General features: G+C 59.5%; 23 protein-coding genes, 1 pseudogene and 1 riboswitch. Of the genes and pseudogenes, 10 read left to right on the top strand and 14 right to left on the bottom strand.

What is annotated here, in order from left to right; genetic code table 11:
- Window positions 1–7: 7 nt before the first annotated feature.
- The 5 genes from nqrE to HCZ23_RS08350 are packed head-to-tail and all read right to left on the bottom strand — an operon-like array spanning window position 8 to window position 4,621.
- Window positions 8–616 (bottom strand): NADH:ubiquinone reductase (Na(+)-transporting) subunit E, encoded by a 609-nt coding sequence (nqrE, locus tag HCZ23_RS08370; RefSeq protein WP_066601138.1) that lies wholly within the window; start codon window positions 614–616, stop codon window positions 8–10.
- Window positions 616–1,269, bottom strand: coding sequence for an NADH:ubiquinone reductase (Na(+)-transporting) subunit D (locus tag HCZ23_RS08365; protein WP_167601268.1), 654 nt, complete (start codon window positions 1,267–1,269; stop codon window positions 616–618). The genes nqrE and HCZ23_RS08365 overlap by 1 nt, the downstream gene beginning before the upstream one ends.
- Window positions 1,269–2,081: a Na(+)-translocating NADH-quinone reductase subunit C gene (locus HCZ23_RS08360; protein ID WP_167601267.1), complete on the bottom strand. Its 813-nt coding sequence runs from the start codon at window positions 2,079–2,081 to the stop codon at window positions 1,269–1,271. Before HCZ23_RS08360 ends, HCZ23_RS08365 begins: the two co-directional genes overlap by 1 nt.
- Window positions 2,074–3,273, bottom strand: a complete 1,200-nt coding sequence (locus HCZ23_RS08355) for an NADH:ubiquinone reductase (Na(+)-transporting) subunit B (protein WP_167601266.1) — start codon at window positions 3,271–3,273, stop codon at window positions 2,074–2,076. The genes HCZ23_RS08360 and HCZ23_RS08355 overlap by 8 nt, the downstream gene beginning before the upstream one ends.
- 4 nt (window positions 3,274–3,277) lie before the next feature.
- Window positions 3,278–4,621, bottom strand: a complete 1,344-nt coding sequence (locus HCZ23_RS08350; RefSeq protein ID WP_167601265.1) for a Na(+)-translocating NADH-quinone reductase subunit A — start codon at window positions 4,619–4,621, stop codon at window positions 3,278–3,280.
- Window positions 4,622–4,790: 169 nt separating this feature from the next.
- On the opposite strand from HCZ23_RS08350, the gene HCZ23_RS08345 reads away from it, so the two are divergent.
- Complete coding sequence (locus tag HCZ23_RS08345) at window positions 4,791–5,822, top strand: FAD:protein FMN transferase (RefSeq protein WP_167601264.1); 1,032 nt, start codon at window positions 4,791–4,793, stop codon at window positions 5,820–5,822.
- Window positions 5,823–5,851: 29 nt separating this feature from the next.
- Window positions 5,852–6,091, top strand: a complete 240-nt coding sequence (nqrM, locus tag HCZ23_RS08340; RefSeq protein WP_167601263.1) for a (Na+)-NQR maturation NqrM — start codon at window positions 5,852–5,854, stop codon at window positions 6,089–6,091.
- Between the two features lie 20 nt (window positions 6,092–6,111).
- On the opposite strand, the gene HCZ23_RS08335 is transcribed toward nqrM, so the two are convergent.
- On the bottom strand, window positions 6,112–6,309 hold the full coding sequence (locus HCZ23_RS08335; protein ID WP_167600850.1) for a hypothetical protein: 198 nt from the start codon (window positions 6,307–6,309) through the stop codon (window positions 6,112–6,114).
- Window positions 6,310–6,387: 78 nt separating this feature from the next.
- Here HCZ23_RS08335 and HCZ23_RS08330 point away from each other — a divergent pair, with 78 nt between their 5' ends.
- The 5 genes from HCZ23_RS08330 to tenA all read left to right on the top strand — a co-directional run bounded on the left by HCZ23_RS08330 (window position 6,388) and on the right by tenA (window position 10,062).
- A complete protein-coding gene (locus tag HCZ23_RS08330) occupies window positions 6,388–6,909 on the top strand; it encodes a CBS domain-containing protein (protein ID WP_167601262.1) in 522 nt (173 codons plus the stop codon).
- Window positions 6,910–7,021: 112 nt separating this feature from the next.
- A riboswitch (TPP riboswitch) is annotated at window positions 7,022–7,118 on the top strand.
- Window positions 7,119–7,179: 61 nt separating this feature from the next.
- Window positions 7,180–7,965 carry a hydroxyethylthiazole kinase gene (thiM, locus tag HCZ23_RS08325; RefSeq protein WP_167601396.1) on the top strand — a complete coding sequence of 262 codons (786 nt, stop codon included), beginning with the start codon at window positions 7,180–7,182 and terminating at the stop codon, window positions 7,963–7,965.
- Window positions 7,962–8,585: a thiamine phosphate synthase gene (thiE, locus tag HCZ23_RS08320; protein ID WP_167601261.1), complete on the top strand. Its 624-nt coding sequence runs from the start codon at window positions 7,962–7,964 to the stop codon at window positions 8,583–8,585. Before thiM ends, thiE begins: the two co-directional genes overlap by 4 nt.
- Window positions 8,582–9,385: a bifunctional hydroxymethylpyrimidine kinase/phosphomethylpyrimidine kinase gene (gene thiD, locus HCZ23_RS08315; protein ID WP_167601260.1), complete on the top strand. Its 804-nt coding sequence runs from the start codon at window positions 8,582–8,584 to the stop codon at window positions 9,383–9,385. The genes thiE and thiD overlap by 4 nt, the downstream gene beginning before the upstream one ends.
- Window positions 9,382–10,062 (top strand): thiaminase II, encoded by a 681-nt coding sequence (gene tenA, locus HCZ23_RS08310; protein WP_167601259.1) that lies wholly within the window; start codon window positions 9,382–9,384, stop codon window positions 10,060–10,062. Before thiD ends, tenA begins: the two co-directional genes overlap by 4 nt.
- A gap of 3 nt (window positions 10,063–10,065) precedes the next feature.
- Here tenA and HCZ23_RS08305 read toward each other — a convergent pair whose 3' ends face one another.
- The 6 genes from HCZ23_RS08305 to HCZ23_RS08280 are packed head-to-tail and all read right to left on the bottom strand — an operon-like array spanning window position 10,066 to window position 15,827.
- A complete protein-coding gene (locus HCZ23_RS08305; protein WP_167601258.1) occupies window positions 10,066–10,527 on the bottom strand; it encodes an HAD family acid phosphatase in 462 nt (153 codons plus the stop codon).
- Entirely contained in the window at window positions 10,524–11,063 is a 540-nt protein-coding gene (locus HCZ23_RS08300) for a histidine phosphatase family protein (RefSeq protein WP_167601257.1), read from the bottom strand. The genes HCZ23_RS08305 and HCZ23_RS08300 overlap by 4 nt, the downstream gene beginning before the upstream one ends.
- A complete protein-coding gene (locus tag HCZ23_RS08295; protein ID WP_167601256.1) occupies window positions 11,060–12,076 on the bottom strand; it encodes an MBL fold metallo-hydrolase in 1,017 nt (338 codons plus the stop codon). Before HCZ23_RS08295 ends, HCZ23_RS08300 begins: the two co-directional genes overlap by 4 nt.
- Window positions 12,077–12,127: 51 nt before the next feature.
- Window positions 12,128–13,168, bottom strand: a complete 1,041-nt coding sequence (locus HCZ23_RS08290) for an ABC transporter ATP-binding protein (protein WP_167601255.1) — start codon at window positions 13,166–13,168, stop codon at window positions 12,128–12,130.
- Entirely contained in the window at window positions 13,156–14,859 is a 1,704-nt protein-coding gene (locus HCZ23_RS08285) for an iron ABC transporter permease (RefSeq protein ID WP_167601254.1), read from the bottom strand. Before HCZ23_RS08285 ends, HCZ23_RS08290 begins: the two co-directional genes overlap by 13 nt.
- Window positions 14,859–15,827 carry an ABC transporter substrate-binding protein gene (locus HCZ23_RS08280; protein ID WP_167601253.1) on the bottom strand — a complete coding sequence of 323 codons (969 nt, stop codon included), beginning with the start codon at window positions 15,825–15,827 and terminating at the stop codon, window positions 14,859–14,861. The genes HCZ23_RS08285 and HCZ23_RS08280 overlap by 1 nt, the downstream gene beginning before the upstream one ends.
- Before the next feature lie 180 nt (window positions 15,828–16,007).
- Here HCZ23_RS08280 and HCZ23_RS08275 point away from each other — a divergent pair, with 180 nt between their 5' ends.
- Window positions 16,008–16,775, top strand: a complete 768-nt coding sequence (locus HCZ23_RS08275; protein ID WP_167601252.1) for a DeoR/GlpR family DNA-binding transcription regulator — start codon at window positions 16,008–16,010, stop codon at window positions 16,773–16,775.
- Window positions 16,776–16,814: 39 nt separating this feature from the next.
- Here HCZ23_RS08275 and HCZ23_RS08270 read toward each other — a convergent pair whose 3' ends face one another.
- The gene (locus HCZ23_RS08270; RefSeq protein WP_167601251.1) at window positions 16,815–18,182 is read right to left on the bottom strand and encodes a dicarboxylate/amino acid:cation symporter; all 1,368 of its coding nucleotides are present in this window, start codon (window positions 18,180–18,182) and stop codon (window positions 16,815–16,817) included.
- Window positions 18,183–18,342: 160 nt separating this feature from the next.
- Here HCZ23_RS08270 and aroC point away from each other — a divergent pair, with 160 nt between their 5' ends.
- Entirely contained in the window at window positions 18,343–19,443 is a 1,101-nt protein-coding gene (gene aroC, locus HCZ23_RS08265) for a chorismate synthase (protein ID WP_167601250.1), read from the top strand.
- A 63-nt stretch (window positions 19,444–19,506) separates the two neighbouring features.
- Window positions 19,507–19,881: pseudogene (locus HCZ23_RS08260) on the top strand (AEC family transporter); the annotation flags it as partial.
- Here HCZ23_RS08260 and HCZ23_RS08255 read toward each other — a convergent pair.
- Complete coding sequence (locus HCZ23_RS08255; protein ID WP_167601249.1) at window positions 19,878–20,750, bottom strand: DMT family transporter; 873 nt, start codon at window positions 20,748–20,750, stop codon at window positions 19,878–19,880. The pseudogene HCZ23_RS08260 and the gene HCZ23_RS08255 sit on opposite strands and share 4 nt — an antisense overlap.
- Window positions 20,751–20,802: the final 52 nt, after the last annotated feature.

Raw genomic sequence — 20,802 nt, 5'->3', positions numbered from 1 at the left:
CCCTCCCTTACAGTTTCACGCCGGAGAAGGACATGAAGGCCATCGCCATCAGACCTGCGGTGATGAAGGTGATGCCAAGCCCCTGAAGCCCGTCCGGAATGTCAGAGTATTTCAGCTTTTCGCGCACACCGGCCATGGCGGTGATCGCCAGCGCCCAGCCAAAGCCCGAAGACAGGCCGTAGGTGGCGGATTCGGCGAAGTTGTACCCCCGTTCCACCATGAACAGAGAGCCGCCCATGATGGCGCAGTTCACCGTGATCAGCGGCAGATAGACGCCAAGCGCGTTGTAGAGCGGCGGGAAGTACTTATCGAGCACCATCTCGAGGATCTGCACCAGAGCGGCAATCACCCCGATGTAGGAGATCAGGCCCAGGAAGGTCAGATCGACATCCGGGAACCCGGCCCAAGCCAGCGCGCCGGGCGCCAGAAGCTTGGTCAGGATCAGGTTGTTCGCCGGCACGGTGAGTGCCTGAACCACCATCACGGAGATGCCGAGACCCATCGCGGTCGAGATTTTCTTCGACACGGCGAGAAAGGTACACATGCCGAGAAAGAACGACAGCGCGAGGTTTTCAATAAAGACGGCCTTGACCGCGAGTGAAATGAGACCTTCCATCAGTGGTCCTCCACCGTCTGGATTTGATATTCACGCTCTTCGACCTGTTCCGGCTTCCACGTGCGCACGGCCCAGATGATCAGACCAATCACGAAAAACGCCGAGGGCGGCAGCAAAAGCAGACCGTTCGGGATATACCAGCCACCATTGTTCACGGTCTCCAAGATGGTCACCCCCCACAGAGAACCGGAGCCCAACAGCTCGCGGATCACGGAGACGACCATGAGCAACAGACCATAGCCAAGCCCGTTGCCGACGCCGTCGACAAAACTCGCAATCGGCGGGTTTTTCATGGCGAAAGCTTCGGCGCGGCCCATCACGATACAGTTGGTGATGATCAGACCGACGAAGACGGAGAGCGTCTTGGAAATCTCATAGGCATAGGCCTTGAGCAGCTGATCGACGAGGATCACGAGAGAGGCGATCACCACCATCTGTACGATGATGCGGATCGAACTTGGGATCTGGTTGCGCAGCATCGAGATGAACATCGACGAAAACCCGGTCACCAGCGTCACGGCCAGCGCCATCACAAAAGCCACCTGCATCGAGGAGGTCACCGCAAGCGCCGAGCAGATGCCCAGAACCTGCAAGGTGATCGGGTTGTCGTCGACCAAGGGGTCGATCAGTTGCGAACGATATGTCTGTGCCATCAGTTCACCTCTCCTGCTTGCAGATGCTCAAGGAAGCTGCCGTAGCCCGCCTGCCCCATCCAGAACCGCACAAGGTTGTCCACCCCGCGCGAGGTCAGCGTCGCACCGGCCAGCGCGTCCACATAGTAATCCGTGCCTTCGGGCGGCGGGGTTTTCGCCACGGTGATCGCCAGATCGCCATCCTCGGCAAAGAGTTTCTTGCCACGCCAGAGTGCTTTCCAACGCGGATTGTCCACCTCTGCGCCAAGCCCCGGCGTTTCGCCGTGCTGGTAGAATTGCAGACCGTAAATGTCGTTGCCGTTTTCTTCGAGCGCGATGAACCCGTAGAGCGTGGACCAAAGCCCGTAGCCTTCGATCGGCAAAACCACCTTGTCGAGCGCCCCGCTGTCGTCGCGCAGCAGGTAGACGAGGCGATAAGCCTGCATCTGCCCGCCGAGACCGGCAGGATCCTCGTCAATCGGACGCATGATCGACGGGTCTTTGGCATCCGCCAGCGCATCGAATTCGGAGGTCTCGAAAGCCTCGGTAAATTCTCCCGTGGAAAGATCGAGCACATGCGGCTCAAACGCCTCAAACGCCTCATTCACCGGGGTGTTTTCGTCATAGACACCCGCGACCTGCAAAATGTTGATCCGCTTGTCGCGCAGCTTGTTCTCGTCCTGAATCGGGCGCAGCGCCACCGCGGCGGCAGAAACAACCATCGAGGCCACGAGACAGAGCGCGACGGCGACAAACACCGTCTTGCCCACGCTGTCCGGCGGGGCGTCGAGGAAACGACGGATCAAGCCTTTGTTTTCATTCGCTTCAGACATTGCGCTTGGCCCTCCGTTTGATGTTGGCCTGCACGACGAAATAGTCGATCAGCGGCGCGAACACGTTGCCGAAGAGGATGGCGAGCATCATGCCTTCGGGGAACGCCGGGTTCACCACGCGGATCATCACGACCATAAAGCCAATCAGAGCCCCGTAGATGTAACGCCCCATGTTGGTATGCGCGCCGGACACAGGTTCGGTCACCATGAACGCCAGACCAAAGGCGAAGCCGCCGGTCACAAGGTGCCAGTACCACGGCATGGCGAACATCGGGTTGGTGTCGGAGCCGATAAAGTTCAGAAGACCGGAAAACGCCATCATCCCGGCCATACAGCCGATGATCAGGCGATAGTTGGCGATCTTGGTCAGCAACAGGAAGGCAAGCCCGATCATACAGGCGATGGTCGAAGTTTCGCCCAGCGACCCTTGGATCGTGCCAACGAAGGCGTCCATCCAGCTGATGCCATGGGCCGCAAAGGCACCGACGCCCTCGGAGGCGCCAATGGCCAGAGCGGTCGCCCCGGAAAACCCATCGACAGGCGTCCAGATCGAGTCGCCCGACATATAGGCCGGGTAGGCGAAATAGAGGAACGCACGGCCCACAAGCGCGGGGTTCAGGAAGTTCTTGCCCGTCCCGCCGAAGACCTCTTTGCCGATCACGACACCGAAGATGATGCCCAAAGCCACCATCCACAGAGGCGTCGAAGCCGGCATGATCAGCGTGTAGAGCATGGAGGTCACAAGGAAGCCCTCGTTCACCTCATGGCCGCGCACGACCGCGAAAATCACTTCGAAAATCCCGCCCGCGACCAGCGTCACAATATAAATCGGCAGGAAATAAAAAAGCCCATGCGCCATATTGGCCAGAATGCTCTCGGCGTTGAACCCGATGCCCAGCGCCTCAATCAACGACGCGCGCCAGCCCGAGGGACCGTATTCGGCAATAGCCAGATTGGTCTGAAGGCCAGTGTTATAAAGCGCGAAGAGGATCGTCGGGATCGTCGCGATGACCACATAGGTCATGATCCGCTTCATATCGATGTAAGACCGCGCGTGGGGCGCGACGGTGGTGACCGTTTTCGGCGTATAGATAAAGCTTTCCACCATCTCGTAGATGGAGAAATACTTCTCATACTTGCCGCCTTTTTCAAAATGCGGCTCGATCCGGTCGAAGAAATTGCGAAGACCCAAAGCCTTACCCCTCCTTCTCGATCTTGGTGAGGCTGTCGCGAAGCGCGAGGCCGTATTCATATTTTGCCGGGCAGGCAAAGCCGCAAAGCGCGACGTCTTCCTCATCCAGCTCAAGCGCGCCCAGCGCCTGTGCCTGGTCCGTGTCCATCACGAGAAGCGCGCGCAAAAGCTGCGTCGGCAGGAAATCCTGCGGCATCAGCTCTTCAAAGGTGCCCAGCGGCACCATGGCCCGACGGCCGCCGTTCAAATTCGACGTCAAAGCGTAAAGCTTTTTGGAAAACGCAGAGCCCAGCACCGGCTGGAACGCGTATTTCGACGGCATCGGACGAATCCAGCCCATCGGGATTTGCTTGCGATCCTCTTCGATCAGGGTGATCTGACGCGCATATCGGCCCAGAAAGCCAGTCTGCCCCGCCCCCGCACGCCCGCTCAGGATCGAGCCGGAGATCACACGGATCGGCGTGTCGGTGTTCAGGTCCTCTGCGCAGAGGTCTTCCATCGACGCGCCCATAACCGTGCGCACAAGACGCGGGTTCGAACACATCGGACCGGAAAGCGCGATGATGCGGCTCGCGTCCAGTTTGCCGGTCAGCATCAGTTTCCCGATGGTGATCACGTCATGATAGCCGATGGTCCAGACGATTTTCGACGCCGACGGCGGCTCAAGGAAATGCATATGCGTGCCAGCCAGACCGGCGGGGTGCGGCCCGGAGAACCCGACAGCCGTGATGCCCGCCAGATCAGCCCCCGGAATGTCCGCACCACTCTCTTGGCAGAGATAGGTCTTGCCTTCGGTGAGCAGAGCCACAGCCTGAAGTCCGCGCGCAAAGGCCTCGGCCTCTTCGTTGATGATCAACGCGGCATCGCCACACAGCGGCTCACTGTCCATCGCAGTCACATAGATCGCGGCGGGTTTGGTATCCGGCGCAGGCACTTTGGAATAGGGCCGCGTGCGGAACGACGTCCAGAGACCAGAGGCGCAGAGTTTCTGCGTCACACCTTCGGCCGTGCTGTCATCGCCGATTTGTGAAAAGTCGACCGGCTCGGCGGCTGCCTCGTCCACCTCGATCTCGACAGAAACCAACACGCGACGCGCGCCGCGATTGATTGCCTTGATTCGTCCGGACACAGGTGCCGTGACCTGAACCTCCGGGGTATCCTTATGCGCCAGAACCGGAGCACCAGCGGCAATCACATCCCCTTCTTCCACCGCCAAACGCGGTTTCAGACCGAGATAATCCTGCCCCAGCACGGCGACGGTTCGGACCGTTGCTGCCTCGTCGATCCTGGCGTCAGGTGCGCCGAGCACCGGAACGTCGAGACCCTTCTTCAACACATGTTGCTGCACGTCTTTTAAGCCCTGTCCATTTTCCGGCTACCTTATGCGATAATGAGCCACGGTATGGAAGACTTCCTGGCATAGTTCTTTTACTTTAGTGTTGAACCCAATGCCATTCTGCCGCAGAAGCATGCAGAACACCGCAAGTTTAAACATCGCAGCTTAGTGGAGCAGCCTCGTGTCCGACTCTTTTCTCCTTTCTCGCCGTAGCTTCATGGTCATGCCGATCTGTCTGGCCGCCTGCAAGAAAGGGTGGTCCGTTCTGGAACTCACCGGTCTGACGATGGGCACCAGCTATTCCATCGTCGCCGTCGATCACACCAAGGATGTGAACAAGGCCGAGGTGCAAAAAGCCGTCGATCTGGCGCTGGCCAAGGTCAACACCCAGATGTCGAACTGGGACGCCTCCTCCGAGATTTCCCGCTTCAACGCTGCCTCCGCAGGCGACACGCTGACCGTCTCCCCCGAGCTGGAACATGTGATGCTGGCCGCCGGCCACGTGCATGATGCCACCGAAGGCCGTTTTGACGTCACCGTCGGCGCGCTCATCGATCTCTGGGGCTTTGGCGCGAACGGCACCCGTAGGGATGCCCCGAGTGACACGCAAATCGCCGACGCCATGGCCCGCAGCGGCCAGTCCCGTTCGCTGAAAGTGAAAAACGGCGCGCTGACCAAGATGAACGACGGCGCAGAGGTGTACCTCTCCGCCATCGGCAAAGGCTTCGGCGTCGATCAGGTCGCGCGCACGCTCAAGAGCTTTGGCATCACCGATTACATGGTCGAGATCGGTGGCGATCTCTACACCGCCGGCCGCAACCCTGAAGGCAAAGCCTGGCAGATCGGCATCGAGACGCCCGAAGCCTTCGATCGCGGCGTGGCGCAGGTTGTCGGCGTCTCCGACATGGGCATGGCGACCTCTGGCGACTACCGCAACTTCTTTGAAGTGGACGGCCAGCGCTATTCCCACATCATCGACGCCACCACCGGCCGTCCTGTGACTCACAACACCGCCTCCGTCACCGTGATGACCGAGAACGCGATGCTGGCGGACGCCTGGGCCACAGCACTTTTGGTGCTGGGTCGCGAACGTGGTCTCGAGATCGCAAATCAACGTGATCTCGCGGTTCTGTTCATTGACCATGTCGTGAAAGACGGCGAGCATGGCCGCGTGAGCTATGCCTCGGACAAGTTCACCGCGCTGACCGCGTGATCTGACGGAATTTCTACAGGGGTCGATCCATGTCGACGTTCATTCTCGCCTTTGGGCTTCTTTTGATTGTGATGGCTGGCATGGCGCTTGGCGTGATGTTCAGCGGGCGCACCATAAAGGGCAGCTGTGGCGGCTTGAACGCGGTCGAAGGCGCGGATCATTGTTTGGTCTGCAAAAAAGAGATCGACCCGAACAGCCCGCTGCGCGAACGTCTTGCCTGTCCGCGCGCGCGCAAAATGCTCGATGAGATGGACGAAGACGCCGCCTGAGGCGTCTTTTTTTTCGGCGCTTAGGCCTTGATCGGCACCAGCCCAAGAACCAGCAAAATCACCGCCGCAATCAGCCCGAAAATCCAAAGCTGAGCCCGCGGCCCTTCGGCTTTCCAGACGGAACGATAGCGATAGCCCGCGAGACAGGCGATCACAAACAATGTCGTCGCCATCAAGGGCGAAAGCGTGAGCGACGCTCCGGTCAGGTTTTCAATCAAGACGGGTCTCCCGGTCAGAAAAAGTTTACTTGAGCGCGAATTCCTCTACCCTGAAAGACAGTTCAGGGAGGAATTCACATGCCAGCTTCTTATACCCCAAAGACCCGAGGCGCCACGGCAGACGAGCACAGCCATAGCCAATCCTTAGAGACCAACACTTCCTCGGTGCAGGCCACTGTCGGTGACGTTTTGGCGTCAAAAGGTGGCGACATTATCGCCATCCGCCCCCAAGACACCGTCCAACATGCCGTTGAGATCATGAGCGAAAACCGTATCGGTGCCGTTCTCGTCAAAGACGCCCAAGGCGCGCTGCGCGGCATTCTGTCGGAACGCGATATCGTACGGCAATTGGCACAGACACCGGGTCAAACCCTGCCCAAAACCGTCGATGCGCTCATGACAACGGAGCTCAAGACCACCACGACGGAGGAACTCCTTGTCACCGTCTTGCGCCGGATGACCGACGGACGTTTTCGTCATATGCCGGTGATGGAAGGTGAGGCTTTGATCGGGCTGATTTCCATCGGCGACGTGGTAAATTACCGCCTGACCGCGCTGGAATATGAGGCGCTGCAACTCAAACAGTTGATCGTCGGCTAACTTCCAAACACCACACAAAAATCCACCCGTCGAACCACCCGCGTTCGGCGGGCTTTTCTTTGCGCATGATCTCCCACTTGACGCGCCAGCCAAGGAATGCGAGCAATTCCCCTGAAAGCGACAGGGGCGCTCGGGGACACCCGGGCTGAGACGAACCCTTAGAACCTGAACCGGATAATGCCGGCGGAGGGAGGCGCGTAAGAGAAGCGGGCCTCCTGTCGGCTCTGCCTTGCTTTTACGGTCTCCTTTCCCGCGATGGAGGAGACCATGATGAACCAACCCGGCCAAAACCTTGCCAAAATGCGTGACACCGCGCCCTTGGTGCAGAACATCACCAATTACGTCGCCATGAATGTCATGGCCAATATCATACTGGCGGCAGGTGCCTCTCCCGCCATGGTGCATGCGCGCGAGGAAGCCGCCGAATTCACCGCCCTGGCGCAAACTTTGACGATCAACATCGGCACCCCCTCCCCAGCCTGGGCAGAGGCGATGGTGGAGGCCGCGCGCACCGCGCATCGGCTGGGTAAACCTTGGGTCTTCGATCCTGTTGCCGTCGGTGCGACTGGTTATCGTCGTGACCTCGGTGCACGTCTTTTGGCCTGCAAACCCACGGTCATTCGCGGCAATGCCTCCGAAATTCTGGCGCTGGCGGGGATGCAAACAGCGGGCAAAGGCGCCGATGCCGCCGATAGTGTCGACGCCGCCAAAGACGCAGCCCGCGATCTGGCCCGTCAGACGGGTGCAGTTGTTGCCGTCACGGGTCCGGTTGATGTCGTCACCGATGGTGCGCGCATGGCTGAAATCGCCAATGGTCACCCGATGATGCCCCGAATCACCGCTTTGGGGTGCTCCTTGACCGGGATCGTCGCCGCGTTTCTGGTCGATCATGACCCGTTTGAGGCCACTGTCGCCGCCCTCGCCTATTATGCGCTGGCCGGAGAGATGGCAGGTGAGGCCAAAGGCCCCGCCTCCTTCCAAACCGCCTTCATCGACGCGCTTTATGGCATGAGCCCCGAGGCGCTGAACGACGGCGCAAGGATCAGCCTGCGATGACCTCCCTCGACATCCCACCGCTTTGCTTCATCACAGACCCCACCTCGCCCGAGGCGATGATCGACCAAAGCCTCGCCGCCGCCAAAGGGGGCGCCGGTTGGGTGCAACTGCGCCACAAGACCTTGCCCGACGCAGAGTTCGCCGATCTCGCCCGGACCCTGATGACAGCTTTGGAACGGCTTGGCGCCAAGCTCGTGATCAACGACCGCGTGGAGGTGGCCATCGCCGTCAAAGCACCGGTTCTGCACGTCGGCCAAAGTGATGGCGATCCCGCCGACATTCGGCGTCGGATCGGCCCGGACATGATCCTCGGCCTCTCCGTTGAGACAAAGGATCAGCTTGCGACCATTCCCCCCGGTGTCGATTACCTCGGCGTTGGGCCAATCCGGGCGACCAGCTCGAAACCCGATCACGCCGCGCCCATCGGTCTCGATGGATTCGCCGAGATCGTGTCGCAGACGCCGCTGCCCTGTCTTGCCATCGGGGGGATCACACATCACGACGCCGCAGCCGTCAAACAGTCGGGCGGCGCGGGATTGGCGGTGATTTCCGCCATCTCACAAGCCGAAAATATGGAGGCCGCAGGCCGCGAACTCCTTTACGCATGGAGGGACGCATGATCCCGAATATTCTCACCATTGCAGGCTCCGATTGTTCCGGCGGCGCCGGCATTCAGGCCGATATCAAATCGATTTCTGCCAATGGCGGCTATGCGATGTCCGTCATCACCGCGCTGACCGCGCAGAACACCCGTGGCGTGACCGGCGTTCATCTCTCCCCCACAGACTTTATCGCGGCGCAGATCAAAGCCATCCGCGACGACATCCGCCTTGATGCGATCAAGCTCGGCATGCTGGGCGATGCTGCGATCACGCAAACCGTGGCGGAGGCGATCTCTGATCTCGACTGCCCCGTGGTGCTCGACCCTGTGATGGTCGCGAAAGGCGGGGATCGGTTGTTGCAACAGAGCGCCGTCTCAGCCCTGCGCGCGTTTCTTCCACAGGTCTCCGTGATCACCCCGAACCTGCCCGAAGCCGCCGATCTTCTCGACTGTTCCGAAGCCAAGACTTTGGACGACATGCGGGAGCAGGCTCAGGCCCTGCGCGCGCTCGGTCCCAAGGCGGTTTTGCTCAAAGGCGGACATTTGAGCGGTCCTGAAAGCCCCGATCTGCTCGTCACGGACGCCGGAGAAACCTGGCTCAAAAGCCCCCGAATCGCGACGAAAAACACCCATGGCACCGGCTGCACCTATGCCTCTGCGCTGGCCACGTGGCTGGGCGCCGGGCTGAGCCTACCGGAGGCCGCAGCGCACGCCAAAACCTATATCACAGCCGCCATTTCTCACGCGGACGAGCTGTCGGTCGGCGCGGGCCATGGCCCTGTGCATCACTTTTATTCCCTACAAGGACGTCAAATATGACCTTTACTCAAGAGCTGGCGCAAGAGACCCAAACCCTGCGCGATCAAATCCATGCCATGGCGTTCAACCGCGAGCTTGCGGAGGGCACTTTGCCGCCGGAAATCTTCCAAGGCTACATCATTCAGGACGCGCATTACCTCGAAGGTTTTGCCCGCGCCCTCTCCCTTGCCGCCGCCAAAGCCCCCGATGCACAGGCCGTGGCCCAACTTGCCGGATCAGCCACGGGGGCTATTGCCGTCGAACGTGGGTTGCACGGCCATTACATGGGCCTTTTCGGCATCACGACCGCCAGCTTTGAAGCAACAGATGTCTCAGCTGCCTGCGATCACTACGTGTCTTTCTTGTTGCGCACCGCCGCGATCGGAGAATTCCCCGAAACCGTCGCGGCGCTTTTGCCCTGCTTCTGGATTTACCGCGATGTCGGCAAAGAAATCGCTGAAACCAGCCGCCCGGAGAACCCCTATGCGGAGTGGATTGCCACCTATTCCGGCGAGGCCTTCGATGAGAGCGTCACGCGTATGTTGGCGCTGACCGACCGCGTTGCAGCCGGGGCCAGTTCCGCGGCTCGCGCCCGGATGCATCATGCGTTCAAGCGCAGCTGCTGGCATGAATGGCGCTTCTGGGACAGTGCCTACAATGGCGAAGGCTGGAAAGAAATAGAGCCTAATCCAGCCTAAACCTCAAAAATCGCCCGGCGCGCATTGCAGGCAAACAAGACCCTCTGCGCGCCAGGCCTCCACCACGGAACTGCGGTCATCAATGACGAGCCAGGGCGCCAAACCATCGGCTTTCATTTCCGCCAGAGCGCGGCGTTTGACCTCCGGATCGCTGGCCCTGTCCTGATCCTCGGCCCGCAGGTAAATGCCATCAAACGGCAGGTCATGTTTGCGCAGCCACGCCTTCGTATGCTCGGCCCAGCCCGCCGGTCGACCAGAACAGATCACGATGGTCTCGCCGCTGTCTTTCAACCGGCGCAACAGCTTGGCGACAGGCGCAATCAAAGGCGCATCGGCCATGACGTCATGAAATTCATCCCATTGCTTTTCAAGCCCATGCACGAGATGCCCGAGTTTGCCCGCATCGAACTCCGCCAGCGTTCCATCCACATCGAAGACCACACAGGGTTTGCCGAGGTGCGTCATAGCTCTGTTTCCTCGAAAATTTGACCAGACCGCACAAACAACAGCGGCGTGGCATTGGGTGGGCGCGTGCCGACATGCCCCGTGGTCCAAAGCACTCGCGCGGCGCGGATGACGCCGGAATGACAGACCAGAACGGGCAAAGCGCCCTCGCAAGTGTCACAAATCTCGACAATCGCCTGCGCGACACGCGAGAGCATATACGGCCAGCTTTCGCCCTCTTCGGGCGTGGCCTCGCGGTCATGCTGCTCGCTCAAAGGTTGCCCTTCAAAAAGACCCCAATCCCGCTCACGCAAACCGTCATGCAGGGCATATGGCTGGTTGGGAAAGGCCAATTCACACGTCTCGCGCGCCCGTGACATTGGGCTGGCGTAGAGCACGATATGCTCCGGCCATATGCGTTTGAACAGGTCACGCGCTTGATCCCGCCCCCGTTCTGTCAGCGACACATCCGTGCGCCCGGCGATGATCTCATCGGCATTGGCCGTGGTTTCGCCATGGCGGATCAGGCAAAAATTTTTGGCGGGCAGAACACTCATAGCCGCACCGGATCGTGGAGGAAAATCTCCACGCCAAGATCCTCGACCAGATAGTCCTCCGGCTGGGCACAAAAAGCGGGCGCAAAGCGTTTTGCGCCCAATCGGTCAAGCATTTTAATCTGATCGCGCAGCGGCGGATGCACGTTCCAGCGCTGGAAATACCCGCCGGGCACCGCGCAAATTCCACGGGCATGGGCAGTCATATGACCGGTGAAAACGACATGAGCGTCACGTCCCAAACGCCCGCTTTCATTCCACGCCCGCACATAGCCCCAAGCCGCGCCACCATCGGCATTCGGCGTGTCGCAAATGAGAAACCGGGCCTGTTCCATCGGACCACGGTTCAGCAGAGGCGCGATCTCTTGCACCTCGGGGCTCAAGGTGTGACTGGCCAGCGCGGCACGCAGAGCGGACTGACACTCCGGGTCGAGCATAACGCTTTCCATGCCGTAGCGGCGGATCAGATGCAGCGCCATTTCACCGGCGCGTCCCGATGGAGGCACAGGCAAAAGCACTTGGCCATGCAACCCATCAAGCAAAGCATCCAAAGCCGCGAAACGCTCGGATTGCGGCACATCGTCGAGGTGATAGGAGCAATCCAAAATGGCCGTCGCGGCGGGTGGCGGCAGATCGAGAGGGAACCACTCGGATTCTTCCGACCAATCGCCGGAATAGAACAGCCCCTCCCCCAGATCGAAATGCATCCAAACCCCGCCCATCGCATGTCCATTGCGCCCTGTGGTGAGTTTGACGCCGTGGATGAGGCTTTCGCCTTGTTCGGGCAAAAGATGCACCTTGGCTGCGGGCGGCAGGGCCTTTGCGGTCTGAGCCGTCGCGTAGATCGGTAAGCCCGCCTCCACCGCATAAGACGCCCCCCCGATATGGTCGATGTGGTCGTGCGTGATGAACACAGCCTCGGCGCCCGTGAGCCATTCGGGATTAAAATGCGCATTCGCCTCGGGTCCGAAGCCGCAATCCAAAAGCCAGATGCGGTCGTCGATGGTGAGCTGCATGCAGGCGGGGCCCTTGTCCCCGATGCCGGAAAGAAGTCTTACGCTTTGCATTTAATCCTCGGAAAACGCCCAGGGGGTCGTGATGGTGAGCCCAAGCTGCGCACCCACGTCGAATTTCGCCCGCGTCTCCGCCAGCAAACGGGTGCCGCAGGAGGACACGGTTTCGAGAAGGTATTTGCCACCCAGATAGGTGACCCGTGCCACCTTGGCGCGCAGATCGCCGGTCTCGGAAATCGTCAGATTTTCGGGACGCAGGCAGACATGGCTGACCTGGGACTGCGCTTCGCTTTTAACGGCAATGCGAGCGCCCAGAATATGCGCGTGCAGCTGGTTTTCATTGTGTTCAATCGCCCTCACAGGCACCACAGTGCCACGCCCGACAAATTCGGCGACGAAACGGTTTTTCGGACGTTCATAGAGCGTCTGTGGTGTATCAAATTGCTGGATTAGACCCTGATTCATCACCGCAATACGATCCGCCATCGCCATGGCTTCGGCCTGATCATGGGTGACATAAACCATGGTCGCGCCGGTGCGTTTGTGGAAATCGGTGAACACCGCCTGCATCGAGGCACGCAGGGCCACGTCGAGATTGGCGAGCGGCTCATCCAGCAACACCGCGTCCGGCGCGGAAACCAGACAGCGTGCCAGAGCGACCCTTTGGCGTTGCCCGCCCGACAGATCTGAGGGCATACGATCTGCGTAATCCGTCAATCCGGTGGCGGCCAATGCGGCGTCCGTTTGCGCGGCGATCTCGGGTTTTGTCAGTTTCCGGATTTCGAGCGGATAGGACACGTTGCGACGTACCGACATATGCGGCCAGAGCGCGTAAGACTGGAACACGAAGCCGATGTTGCGCTCTTCGGGCGGGACCATTTTTGTTGCCGTCGCCACCTGCCGCGCACCGATGCGGATCGAGCCAGAGCTTGGCATGTCGAACCCCGCAAGCAGACGCAAAAGCGTCGTCTTGCCACAGCCCGACGGCCCCAGAAGCGCGACGAATTCGCCGTCTTCGAACCGGGTTGTAATGTCCTGAAGCGCAGGGGCGCCTGCGAAAACCTTGCCCAGAGACGTGATGTCTATGTCTGCCATGGGACCACTCCTTTCGGAAAACGACGCGAAAACAGCTGGATTAGGGTCATAAGTGCCATGACCACGAAGACGATGGTCATCGCTAGGGCACTTGCCATCGCGGTTTCGCCGCTGTCGTCGAGATTGAAAATCACCACGCCCAGGGTCTCGGTGCCCGAAGACCACAAAAGCGCGGAGACGGTGAGTTCGTTGAACGCGGTGAGAAAGACGAGGATCGCCCCCGCCGCAGCCGCCGGAGCGGAAAGCGGCAGGATCACGTCGCGCAGACGTTGAAACAGCCCCGCCCCCACCGATTGCGCGGCCTCGGCCATGGCTGGGTCGAGCTGTTTGAGGCTGGCCTGAACCGGGCGGAACATCACCGCAAAGAAGCGCGCGAGATAGGCAAGGAAGATGATCCAGATCGTGCCGTAAAGCGTCGCGTCGGTGAAGGGTAGCTTGATCAGCAAAAGGATCATCGCAATCGAGAGGACCACGCCGGGAAGCGCGTAAGGCAGATCGAGCAGGCTGTCGAAGAGGCGTGACAGCGGTGTCGGGTGGCGTTCCATGAGCCACGCCAGCGGCAGGCAGATCATCATCAACACAGCAGCCGCGCCCAGAGCGAGGCTGAACGAATTGGCAAAGGAGCGGGTCGTTACGGGCTGACGAAACAGCACCTCCCCCCAAGAGGCCAGCGTCATCGTGTCGAGCCGCAGGGGCACACCATACGCGGGCACCAAGGACGTCGCCAAGAGGCCAAACATTGGCAAGACAAGGATGACGAAAACCACGGCCCAGAGCAGGATTTCCACTGGTAGTCTTGCCGAACCCAGAGGAATAGCAAGCGGACGGGAGGTGGAACCGACAAGATGGAGTTTCTGTCGTCCCTGGAAAAACCGCTGCACCAGAATGCCGACAATTGCGACCGCGCCGATCAGCATCGCCAGAACGGAAACCTCGCCCAGCACAGTCGTGCCCATACCCGCGAGCTTTTGATAGACCAGCGTCGGCAGGGTCACATAGCCCGCCGGAATGCCCAGCATCGCAGGGATGCCGAAATTGCCCAAAGCGGTGACAAAGGTGATGGCGGTGCCCGCCGCAAGGCTCGGGAGCGTCAGCGGCATCACCACCTGCCGCCATGTCCGAAAGCCCCGCGCGCCGCTGATCCGGGCGGCTTCGACCACCTCTTGCGGAATGGCCCGCAGCCCCGCGCGGAGCGTCAGAAAGATGATCGACATATGCTGAATGCCGAGCAAAAAAATGATGCCCTCAGGCGAATAAAGCGGCTGCGGCGCGCCCAGGGGCGGGGCAATGCCGAGGGTCTTCAAGAGCACCGAAGACGGACCCATGATTTGTGTCCAGGACAGCGCCGTGATCTGTGGCGGGATCATCATCGGGATCATCAGGCAAAAGACCAAAGCTGCCTTCGCACGCAAATCGGTGAGCGCGACGAGAAAGGCAAAAGCCGCTCCCAAAACCACGGAGACCAACGTGCCAAGACCCGCTGTGATCAGCGAATGTTTGAGCGCGTTTAGGGTCGAACCCTGCGCGAGAACGGATTTTACGAGCGAAAGAGAGGGCGCGCCCTGATCCGTGACGCCCTCGATGAAAAGCCGCAAAACGGGGGCCAGCGTCAGGCAAAGCGCGAGGATCAGAATGGCGGAAAGCAGCCGGGATTCGGACCGGCTGCCTCCTTTTTGCAGGGCGGATTGCATTACTCTGCGCCGAACAGCTCGGTGAATTTCGCTTTGTTGGCCTCGGCATTGGCGAGCGCCTCAGCGGGGTCAAAGGCCATCAATTTGATGTCTTCGCGCGCCGGAAAACCCGCCGGCACCCCCATGCCGTCCCGTGCCGGGATGTAGCCCATGTCGAGCACCAAATCCTGACCCTCTTGGCTCAGAACGAAGTCGACGAATTTCTCGGCACCTTCGACGTTTTTGGCAGAGGACAGGATCGCCACCGGCTCGGTCACATAGGATACGCCTTCTTCGGGGAAGATGAAATCGACCGGAGAACCGTCCGCCTTGTTGCGGATCGCGAGGAAGTCGACGACCATGCCGTAGGGTTTCTCACCGGAGGCGACGGCTTTGAAGGTACCGCCATTGCCACCCTGGGCGCGGGCCTCATTCGCGGCGAGTTTGCCGTAGTAGTCCCAGCCGAGCTCCTGATCGCCCGTGAGCGTGGCAAGATGGATCAGCGCGGCGCCGGAATAGAGCGGCGAGGGCATGGCGATCTGACCTTTGATCGACGCATCTTCGAGGTCTTTCCAAGAGGTCGGGGCGGTCTCAACGCCGGTGTTGTAAACGATGCCGGTGGTGATCAGCTTGGTGGAGTAGTAGTAGCCCTCCGGCGAATAGAGCGCCGCGTCATAGTTGCTGGCTTCAGGCGATTGATAGGCGTGCAAAAGGCCCTCTTGCGCCATGCCTTCGAGCGTCACGGTGTCGGCAATCAAAAGCACGTCGGGCTGCGGGTTGCCCGCTTCGATCTCGGCGCGCAGGCGGGCCATCAATTTGGTGGTGCCGTCACGCACCCACTCGACTTCGGTGCCCGGATTGGCAGCCATAAAGGCATCCACGGTCTGCTGGGCATCGGCGTTCGGCTGGGAGGTGTAGAGGGTGATCGTATCTGCCATGGCGGTGCCGGCCATGAGGGCAAAAGCGGTTGTGGTGAGGACGGTCTTCATGGGGCTCTCCTGCAGTTTGGCCTGAAGATTTCACTTTCGTTCGAAAGTATTTGACAGGAGCCTTATTCCCTTACCGCACGAAGTTTTTGTGACAAAAACGTAACTTTTTTAATGTTATTGCGCGAAAAAACGAAGCCGCCTAACCTTGATGAAACTCAAAGTCATTTTCGAAGGAAAATCATGAGACGTTTGGATTTGGGGGAGCGGCGTGATCGTATCATCGCGCTTCTGTCTGAACACGGGGAGCGCTCTGCCGCGGAATTGTCCGACCGTTTGGGCGTGTCGGTTCAAACCATTCGTACGGATTTACGCGATCTGGATGAAGCGGGGCTGGTCCAGCGGCGCAATGGTGCCGCGCGCCTCAGACAGCAAAGCGAAAACATTGGCTACCTGCCGCGTGAAAGCCTCTCACGCCAGGAGAAACAACGGATCGCCTTGGCCGTCAAAAACCTGATTCCAGACCGCAGCCGCGTGGCTTTGGGCACCGGAACGACGGTGGAACATTGCGCGCGTTTGTTGGCCGCTCGTGAGAATCTCTTCGTCGCCACCAATAGCATTCACGCCGTCTGTGCCCTGCAATCCGCGCCGGGGGTTTCGGTGGAAATGGCGGGCGGCACGGTGCGGATGCGTGATCTCGATTTGATCGGTGTGGCGTCCCTTGAGTTCTTTGCGAACTACCGTGTCGATTACGCTGTTTTCAGCTGTGGCGGGCTGTCTTCGACGGGGGCTGTGATGGATTACAATTCCGAGGAAGTGACCGCCCGCAAAGCCATCTCCAAATGCGCCAAAACGACGATACTGGTGATGGATCGTGAGAAATACGATCTGGATCTGGCATGCCAGCATGGGCACCTCTGGGACTACGACATGGTCGTGACGGGGGCCCAGCTTTCAGACGATGTCAGGAAAACCTGCGATGCACATCGCTGCCGGATCATTCAAGTTTAACGGTCCTTCCCGAAGCAACCCGGAAAGGACCATTTTCACTCAATGCTTATGAGCCGCTTCGGCAAGCTCCGCCTCGACGCTTTCGTCGATATGCATGTCCTCTTCGGCGATTTGCCCTGCATTCGGGTCGTTAAAGACCGACATATCGACCTTGCCCTCCCCTTTCGCAACGATGGTCGTCACCACCGCGTCACCGGTGATGTTCACCGCCGTTCGGATCATGTCCATGAGGCGGTCGACGCCGAGAATCAGTGCGATCCCCTCGATCGGCAAGCCCACCTGACCCAACACCATGGTCAGCATCACAAGACCCACACCCGGCACGCCAGCGGTGCCGATAGAGGCCAGAACCGCCATGGCGATCACGGTCAGATAGCCCATCACGCCCAGATCAATGCCGTAGACATTGGCGAGGAACACCGTGGCCACGCCCTGCATGATTGCAGTGCCGTCCATGTTGATCGTCGCGCCGAAAGGCACACAGAAGGAGGCCACGGAATTATCCACCCCCATGCGTTCCGTCACGGAGCGCAAAGTCACGGGAATCGTTGCGTTCGAGGAGGCCGTGGAAAAGGCGAAGAGCTGCGCCGGGCGAATCTTGGCCATGAAGGTGAAAGGGCTCATTCCCGTGAACAGTTTGAGCATGATCATCAGCGTAATGAAAAGATGCAGGAACAGCGCGCCCGTCAGCGTCAGGACATAGGCCAGAACGGGGATGAACAACTCGATACCCTGCTCGGTAAAGGTCTTGGCGATCAACACGAACACACCGATGGGGGCAAAGCTCATGACGATGGTCACGACCTTCATCATCACCTCGTTCATATATTCGCAGCCCTCGACAAAACCTTTCGACCGATGGCCGAGCATCAGAACAGCGACCCCGAGAATGATCGTGTAAAAGATGATCTGGAGCATTTCCCCGTTGGCAAAAGCGGCAACCGGGTTGGTCGGCACGATGGCGGCGAACACATCCCATACGGTGGGTGCCTCGCGCCCCGCGATGCCGCCCGTGTCGACGCCGGTCATATCAAAGCCGTTCCCCGGCCCGATGATCAGCGCAAGGATAATGGCGATCCCGATCGCCAGCGCCGTGGTCATCAGGTAAAGACCGAAGCTTTTGCCACCGACCCGCCCCAAAAGACGAATGTCGCCGATGCCCGTCACCCCGGTCAAAAGCGAAAAGAAGACCAGCGGCACAACGAGCATCTTGAGCGCGTTGACGAACATCTTGCCGATCATCGCGAACAACCCGCCAATGATATGCGTGTTGATGAACGCGTTATCGACCATGTTCAAAATCACGCCAAGGATCACCCCGGCGATCATCCCGATCATAATTTTGGCCGTGAGCGACAGCTTTTTACCCTCGCCACCCGAGCCCTGGTGTATGTCTGTAGAAGTCATTTTTGTCCCCTTACAAAGTAAGCTATGTCCAAGCGTCCCACAGAAATCCGTATTTTCCAAAGAGCTTCTCGGGGGAAAAACGGATTGGACTCCCCCTCATCGCATTGATTGCCCAAAGAAGTGACATCGGTTAAAGCAAATCCAACGCGAGGAGCCCGCCATGAGCATAAACACATTCGGACATCTTTTCCGCTTCACCACCTGGGGTGAAAGCCACGGGCCTGCTTTGGGTGCCACGGTCGATGGATGCCCTCCGGGGATCGAGATCAATGAAGAGATGCTTCAGGTCTGGCTCGACAAGCGCAAACCCGGCACCTCGAAGTTCACCACCCAGCGGCGCGAGCTCGATCAGGTGGAAATCCTCTCTGGTGTGTTCGAGGGCAAGACCACCGGCACGCCGATCCAACTGATGATCCGCAACACGGACCAGCGTTCGAAAGATTACGGCGAGATCGCGCAGGCGTTTCGTCCCGGTCACGCCGACATCACCTATTTCCAGAAATACGGCATCCGCGATTATCGTGGCGGCGGGCGGTCTTCGGCGCGGGAAACCGCCGCGCGCGTGGCCGCGGGCGGGATCGCGCGCGCAGTTTTGGCCGAATTGGTGCCTGATCTGGAGATCAAAGGCTATATGACCCAGATCGGTCCGCATGGCATCGAAGGTCCGCGCGACATGGCCGAGATCGACAACAACCCGTTCTGGGTGCCCTCTGCCGCCACGGCGGACAACTGGGCCGACTATTTAGGCGAAATTCGCAAGAATGGCTCTTCTGTTGGCGCCGTCATTGAAGTGGTCGCAAAAGGCCTGCCCGCGGGCCTCGGCGCACCGATTTATGCCAAGTTAGACACTGATTTGGCCGCTGCGATGATGTCCATCAATGCCGTCAAAGGCGTTGAAATTGGCGAGGGCATGAATTCAGCCTGTCTCACCGGAGAAGAAAACGCCGATGAAATCCGTATGGGGCCGAATGGGCCTGAGTTCGGGTCTAATCATGCAGGCGGGATCCTTGGCGGGATTTCCACCGGGCAGGATGTCGTCGTGCGCTTTGCCGTGAAACCGACGTCTTCTATTCTGACCCCGCGCAAGACCGTGACAAAAGCGGGCGAAGACACCGATCTGATCACCAAAGGCCGCCACGATCCTTGTGTCGGCATCCGCGCTGTGCCTGTCGGCGAGGCGATGATGGCCTGTGTGCTGCTCGATCATCTGCTCTTGCATCGCGGCCAAGTCGGCGAGGGGCTCCGCGGTCACATTGGCTGAGCTTCTCACAATCTTAGGCATCACCGTCTACGTGTTTTCAGGTCTCCTGACTGGCGGGCTGATGTTTCTCTGGTTCACAAGCTCATCAATCTGGTCGCTGGCTCCGCATCAGCCGTCGCGCTTTTCGTGATTGGTGGCTCGCTTGTGGGGCTGTCTTTTGAGGGCAAGCTGCGTCTGGCTGGTCAGGCCGCTGTCGGCAAGCTGATCGTCATGCCCCTGTGCACAGCGCTCGTGATCTTTTTGGTCGCGCGTTTTGGCGTCACCCTGGACCCGGACCTGCGAACGGCTGCGTTGATTTCCGCAGCGCTTCCGACCATGGCGATCGCCGCCCTGTTTGCTCAAGAGGTTGGACGCGGCGCGCTGGCCACTTTGTCGATCCTGGAGAACACACTCGCGGCCTTTGTCACGCTCAATATCGTGCTGTTTCTGGTGGTTTAAGGTCTGTTTTCGGACTTGGAAAACTGTACCGCAAGAATGCCAATCATAATCGTCACGACGCCATAAATGTCCCATCGGCTGATCTTTTCACCCAACAGAAGCGCCGCGATCCCAACCCCAAAAAACGGGTTCAAAAAATGGAAGGCGGCGGATTTGACTGTGCCCAGACGCGCCACCAATTTGAACCAGACCCAGGTCGCCAGAAGCCCCGGGATGAAGGTGGTGTAGAGCATTGCCCAAACGAGTTTCGCAGACATATTCACGGTATAATTGTCCACAAAGGGCGAGATCACCGCCAAAGCGGCAGCGCCGATCAGGCTTTGAATGCCGACCACCATCAGGACATTACCCCCGGCATCGGTAGATTGCACGGTGAGCGTCGCAACCGCCAGTGCCACTGTACCGATCACACACAGCAGAATGCCCATCACATCGCTGCCCGCGGACACCCGGGTGCCCATGATCATGATCACACCGACAAAGCCAAGCACCAGCCCCATGAGAGCGAGTGGTTTGGGCGTCTTCCGCTGGATCAGGGTCGAAAGCAATGCCACAACCAAAGGCATCGAAGAGGCCAGCACAGAGGCGACAGAGGCCTCTACACTGCGCATCGCCAAGAAATACAGACCAAGGTAAATCGTGTTCTGACAGAGCCCGAACAACGCAATGCTTTTCCACTGCGACCGCGTGAAATGCCAGGACTGCCCCAGGACGCGCGACAAAAGAACACCGACCAGACCAGAGAGCAAAAAGCGAACCGTCAGGGCGGCAAGTGCCGGGGCGTCGGCCACGATGATCCGCGCGGATGTGAACGCAGAGGACCACATGAACACAAAGGCCACGCCCATTGCGAATGCTTTGAAATCCATCTTGGCCCTCATAGCTCCGGTAACGAAAAAGGGCCGCGACCAGCGCGACCCT

This window comes from Celeribacter sp. HF31 (assembly GCF_011806455.1).
Classification (GTDB): Bacteria; Pseudomonadota; Alphaproteobacteria; order Rhodobacterales; family Rhodobacteraceae; genus Celeribacter.
This window is presented reverse-complemented; position numbering and strand designations above follow the sequence as displayed.

Bases quoted from the DNA above. Each gene is read 5' to 3' on its own strand.
- tenA (WP_167601259.1), top strand. From the start codon at position 9,382: ATGACCTTTACTCAAGAGCTGGCGCAAGAGACCCAAACCCTGCGCGAT.
- HCZ23_RS08270 (WP_167601251.1), bottom strand. From the start codon at position 18,182: ATGACTTCTACAGACATACACCAGGGCTCGGGTGGCGAGGGTAAAAAG.
- HCZ23_RS08255 (WP_167601249.1), bottom strand. From the start codon at position 20,750: ATGGATTTCAAAGCATTCGCAATGGGCGTGGCCTTTGTGTTCATGTGG.
- thiE (WP_167601261.1), top strand. From the start codon at position 7,962: ATGACCTCCCTCGACATCCCACCGCTTTGCTTCATCACAGACCCCACC.
- HCZ23_RS08295 (WP_167601256.1), bottom strand. From the start codon at position 12,076: ATGCAGCTCACCATCGACGACCGCATCTGGCTTTTGGATTGCGGCTTC.
- nqrM (WP_167601263.1), top strand. From the start codon at position 5,852: ATGTCGACGTTCATTCTCGCCTTTGGGCTTCTTTTGATTGTGATGGCT.
- HCZ23_RS08275 (WP_167601252.1), top strand. From the start codon at position 16,008: ATGAGACGTTTGGATTTGGGGGAGCGGCGTGATCGTATCATCGCGCTT.
- HCZ23_RS08305 (WP_167601258.1), bottom strand. From the start codon at position 10,527: ATGACGCACCTCGGCAAACCCTGTGTGGTCTTCGATGTGGATGGAACG.
- HCZ23_RS08285 (WP_167601254.1), bottom strand. From the start codon at position 14,859: ATGCAATCCGCCCTGCAAAAAGGAGGCAGCCGGTCCGAATCCCGGCTG.
- thiD (WP_167601260.1), top strand. From the start codon at position 8,582: ATGATCCCGAATATTCTCACCATTGCAGGCTCCGATTGTTCCGGCGGC.
- thiM (WP_167601396.1), top strand. From the start codon at position 7,180: ATGAACCAACCCGGCCAAAACCTTGCCAAAATGCGTGACACCGCGCCC.
- HCZ23_RS08330 (WP_167601262.1), top strand. From the start codon at position 6,388: ATGCCAGCTTCTTATACCCCAAAGACCCGAGGCGCCACGGCAGACGAG.
- HCZ23_RS08280 (WP_167601253.1), bottom strand. From the start codon at position 15,827: ATGAAGACCGTCCTCACCACAACCGCTTTTGCCCTCATGGCCGGCACC.
- HCZ23_RS08290 (WP_167601255.1), bottom strand. From the start codon at position 13,168: ATGGCAGACATAGACATCACGTCTCTGGGCAAGGTTTTCGCAGGCGCC.
- HCZ23_RS08300 (WP_167601257.1), bottom strand. From the start codon at position 11,063: ATGAGTGTTCTGCCCGCCAAAAATTTTTGCCTGATCCGCCATGGCGAA.
- aroC (WP_167601250.1), top strand. From the start codon at position 18,343: ATGAGCATAAACACATTCGGACATCTTTTCCGCTTCACCACCTGGGGT.
- HCZ23_RS08360 (WP_167601267.1), bottom strand. From the start codon at position 2,081: ATGTCTGAAGCGAATGAAAACAAAGGCTTGATCCGTCGTTTCCTCGAC.
- HCZ23_RS08365 (WP_167601268.1), bottom strand. From the start codon at position 1,269: ATGGCACAGACATATCGTTCGCAACTGATCGACCCCTTGGTCGACGAC.
- nqrE (WP_066601138.1), bottom strand. From the start codon at position 616: ATGGAAGGTCTCATTTCACTCGCGGTCAAGGCCGTCTTTATTGAAAAC.